This is a genomic window from Pseudoalteromonas sp. AOP7-A1-14 (assembly GCF_052376275.1).
Taxonomy (GTDB): domain Bacteria; phylum Pseudomonadota; class Gammaproteobacteria; order Enterobacterales; family Alteromonadaceae; genus Pseudoalteromonas.
In genome coordinates, this window is record NZ_JBQSVO010000190.1 from 1 (window position 1) to 3,482 (window position 3,482).

At 39.6% G+C, this 3,482-nt stretch carries 5 protein-coding genes and 1 pseudogene; 4 read left to right on the plus strand and 2 right to left on the minus strand.

From position 1 onward, the window contains the following. Window positions 1-115: 115 nt before the first annotated feature. The 4 genes from ACT3RM_RS17295 (at window position 116) to ACT3RM_RS17310 (ending at window position 2,818) form a co-directional block, all read left to right on the plus strand. A complete protein-coding gene (locus tag ACT3RM_RS17295) occupies window positions 116-448 on the plus strand; it encodes a hypothetical protein (protein WP_441836075.1) in 333 nt (110 codons plus the stop codon). Between the two features lie 91 nt (window positions 449-539). Next, complete coding sequence (locus ACT3RM_RS17300) at window positions 540-1,061, plus strand: copper chaperone PCu(A)C (protein WP_441836074.1); 522 nt, start codon at window positions 540-542, stop codon at window positions 1,059-1,061. Between the two features lie 8 nt (window positions 1,062-1,069). After that, a complete protein-coding gene (locus ACT3RM_RS17305; protein ID WP_441836073.1) occupies window positions 1,070-2,056 on the plus strand; it encodes a DUF2333 family protein in 987 nt (328 codons plus the stop codon). A gap of 3 nt (window positions 2,057-2,059) precedes the next feature. After that, complete coding sequence (locus tag ACT3RM_RS17310; protein WP_441836072.1) at window positions 2,060-2,818, plus strand: TIGR04219 family outer membrane beta-barrel protein; 759 nt, start codon at window positions 2,060-2,062, stop codon at window positions 2,816-2,818. 158 nt (window positions 2,819-2,976) lie between these two features. On the opposite strand, the gene ACT3RM_RS17315 is transcribed toward ACT3RM_RS17310, so the two are convergent. After that, complete coding sequence (locus ACT3RM_RS17315; protein ID WP_441995374.1) at window positions 2,977-3,276, minus strand: DUF2806 domain-containing protein; 300 nt, start codon at window positions 3,274-3,276, stop codon at window positions 2,977-2,979. Continuing rightward, a pseudogene (locus ACT3RM_RS17320) lies at window positions 3,245-3,482 on the minus strand (hypothetical protein); the annotation flags it as partial. The pseudogene ACT3RM_RS17320 and the gene ACT3RM_RS17315, both read right to left, overlap by 32 nt.

The window sequence follows — 3,482 nt, forward strand, 5'->3', positions numbered from 1 at the left end:
TTGGGCTACCAGAATTGTCAGTGTTATTTTATTAATTCAATTACCTGTGCTAATTGGTGTCGGTTATTTAATAGCCCATTTTTGCTTAGACGAACGCGCATCTTAGGAGTTTCTAATGAAAACCACCATAACAGCTCTGCTTTTTTTCATGGCGCTTCTTTACTTTGTTAGCCCTTTTGAACTGAGTGCTTTTGATATATGGCAAGTCCCTTTATGGATTGCTGACTTAAGCTGGGCGGGCATGGAAGTATTTGGTGCGCTGTTTGCAGTTATTTCAATAGTAGCCGGGGCAGTATTGATAAGCCTTGGTATTGTTGGTGTATTTGCACTACTAGCTTTAATTTGTTTATTCGCCATTTTATTTGGTTTAAGTGCCTTTGCGTGGCCATTAATACTGATAGCCTTGGTCTGTTGGTTAGTGAGTGATAACAAAACCGTGGCTTCTTAAATTAACTGACTATTTTTTTATAAACATGTTAAATTTAGGGGGTTATTAATTTATATTTACACCTATACACATGTTTATACTAGGGGCTTAAATGATCAGTAAAAGAGTATCTTCTCTATTAACAACTATACTTATTGCAACAAGCTTTGTGGTTTTTAATGTAAACGCCCATAGCGGCCACAGCCATGATGATGGTGCAGTTAATGTAATGGTTAGCGATGCACAAGTGCGTGAGTTTTTACCTGCGAGTAAATCAACTGCTGGTTACTTAAATCTTATAAATCATAGTGATACCGCTATTACTTTAGTTAAAGCCGAAATAGATGGCCTAGGGCGCGTTGAGATTCATGAGCATCGCCATGTTGATGGTATGATGAAAATGCAGCAAGTTGAAAGCCTTGAAATAAAAGCCCATAGTGAAATAAAGTTTCAGCCAGGCAGCTACCATTTAATGGCATTTGAACCAGAAGAGCCATTAAAAGAAGGCCAACAACGCAAACTCACACTATATTTTAGTGATGGCAATAGAATTTTTACTCAAGCAACGGTGGTATCACTTGCCAGCCAAGCGGCGAAAAAAACTGAAGATACGCACTCGCACTCACATCATTAGGAGGTAAAATGTCACAACACAAAGGGAAGATTGTTACAGCACTGGTATTAATATTGATTGCTTTTTATGCTATCGCTATTTATTGGAGCAGTGAACCAAACCGAATCGATGTAGTAAGTCACGCTAAGCAACAGGCACAACAACGCGGTGAAGATTTTGTGACCGGCTATACAACCACATCAACACTTATTGAGGTGGCCAGCACTTTACTTAATAAGCCCGGTGGTTATCTATCAAATGATGTATTACCACCAAGTGTAATAATGGATAACATGCCAGCTTGGGAGTATGGGGCTTTAGAAATGACGCGCGATTTAGTGCTTTCCATGCGTAAAGGTTTTAGCCGTTCTCAATCACAGTCAACTGAGCACGAAGCGCTTAAAAACGCTCAGCCACAATTTAATATTAATTCAGAAGCATGGGCGTGGCCAAGTGCAGAGAGTGAGTACCAACAAGGCATTGATTTACTGATTGTCTATCGCAGCCAGATCAGTGACAGTGGCGATCGACAAAGTCAGTTTTATGCCCGTGCAGATAACTTGCGTGGATGGTTAAAAGAAGCTGAAAAGCGCTTAGGTAGTTTAAGCCAGCGATTAGGTGCAAGTGTAGGTCAAGACCGCCTTAACACTGATTTAGCCGGTGACAGCGCTGCACATCAGGCAACCTACAAGCCACTTGAAAACCAAACGAAAACACCGTGGCTTAAAATTGATGATGTATTTTATGAATCTCGTGGTGCAACCTGGGCTTTATTGCATTTTTTACAAGCCGTTGAATATGATTTTGCGGATGTTTTAGAAAAGAAAAATGCCCGTGTCAGTTTGCAGCAAATTATTCGTGAGTTAGAGGCCACTCAAGAAAGTTTATGGAGCCCGATGATTTTAAATGGTGATGGCTTTGGTTTTGTTGCCAATCACTCACTAGTAATGGCAAACTATATATCTCGAGCCAATGCGGCTTTAATTGAACTTAGCGAACTTTTAGCGCAAGGATAAAAAATGAAAAAGTATTGTTTAGCAGCCGCCCTTTCAATGGCATGTGTAGCCCCCGCCGTGCAGGCTGATACTTTATTGGGACTTTATATAGGTGCAGACGGTTGGCATTCGGATAACAGCGGTAGTTTTGCTGATAAAGGAAATATGCAAGCCTTCGATTTTGAAGATGAAACCTATACTAGTTATTATGCAGCTTTAGAGCATCCAATTCCGTTGGTGCCTAATATCAAGCTTAAGTATACAGATTTAGAGCTTAATGGCTCAGCTTCTCTAGATGAAGGTTTTGAGTTTGGTGATGCTGTGTTTCCTCTAGGCTCTTCAGTTAATACGGTTAGTGACTTATCACACGTTGATTATATTTTATATTATGAAATATTCGACAACGATTTAGTGTCTATTGATTTAGGTCTTAATGCTAAACAGTTTGACGGTGAAATTACTGTGCGTGACAGTGCAACAGGTTTAAATACAGAAACTGTAGAATTTTCAGGTTTTGTACCTCTTGCTTATGGCCGTGCCGAAGTGGGTTTACCGCTTACGGGGTTAAGCGTGTTCTTTGAAGGTAGCTTATTGGCAATAGATGACAGCAAAGTACAAGACTACCAAGCCGGTATTGCGTATGCATTACTTGATAACCTAGCGATTGATTTAGATGTTAAAGCAGGTTATCGCTCAATGACATTAGAGCTTGATGATATTGATGGCATTTATACCGATATCGACGCATCAGGCCCATTCGCGGGTGTGCAAATTCACTTCTAACAAATTAAGTTTATAGGCTTAATTTGCTTTGAGTTAGTAGATAACGTGGCACTATTTTTACTGTGCCACGTTACTGCAAACTCATCTCCTAGTGCTGTACTTACAGTTTTGGAGGGGTCATTAGACGTATCTTCACAAAGAGCAATAAAGCGCTCGATTCAATCGCTATCAGGGGAATTAACTCTGGTAACGTCACAACAAAAACTCATTGCCAGTGACATAATAGTTTCAATATTTTGCTGTCGCTTAATAAGCCGTAGCTGCTGACGTTTTTGTGCTCTACTTAATCGCGAACAGTCACTTTTTATTTGATACCCTAAGGGGTTCCTGCCTTGATTAACATAACGGTTGTCACTAGCTTCGCCTAACTTTCTGTGCTTTTTGCTAATACTGTAGCCAAGTTGAGATTCAATAATAGTGGCTCGATTAATCTTTGCTTGCGCTGCTTTTATACTCATCAGTTTTCTCATCAAGCTCAATCGGATTAATTTGTGTGGTGGTTTTTAAGTTATTTAAGCCCATTTTGACACTATTAGTTAAAATATATTTATTTAACAGTGCGAGATAGCCCCCTACAATCGGTGTGTTTACTTCGCCAATCAATTGGCAAGAAAGTATTGTCGTATTTTTCTCTTTTATAAAGCTAATGTTGCCATCAGCTATA

What these genes read in the sequence shown, in the direction of transcription:
- ACT3RM_RS17310 (WP_441836072.1), top strand. Translation starts at nt 2,060, where the DNA reads ATGAAAAAGTATTGTTTAGCAGCCGCCCTTTCAATGGCATGTGTAGCC.
- ACT3RM_RS17305 (WP_441836073.1), top strand. Translation starts at nt 1,070, where the DNA reads ATGTCACAACACAAAGGGAAGATTGTTACAGCACTGGTATTAATATTG.
- ACT3RM_RS17295 (WP_441836075.1), top strand. Translation starts at nt 116, where the DNA reads ATGAAAACCACCATAACAGCTCTGCTTTTTTTCATGGCGCTTCTTTAC.
- ACT3RM_RS17300 (WP_441836074.1), top strand. Translation starts at nt 540, where the DNA reads ATGATCAGTAAAAGAGTATCTTCTCTATTAACAACTATACTTATTGCA.
- ACT3RM_RS17315 (WP_441995374.1), bottom strand. Translation starts at nt 3,276, where the DNA reads ATGAGTATAAAAGCAGCGCAAGCAAAGATTAATCGAGCCACTATTATT.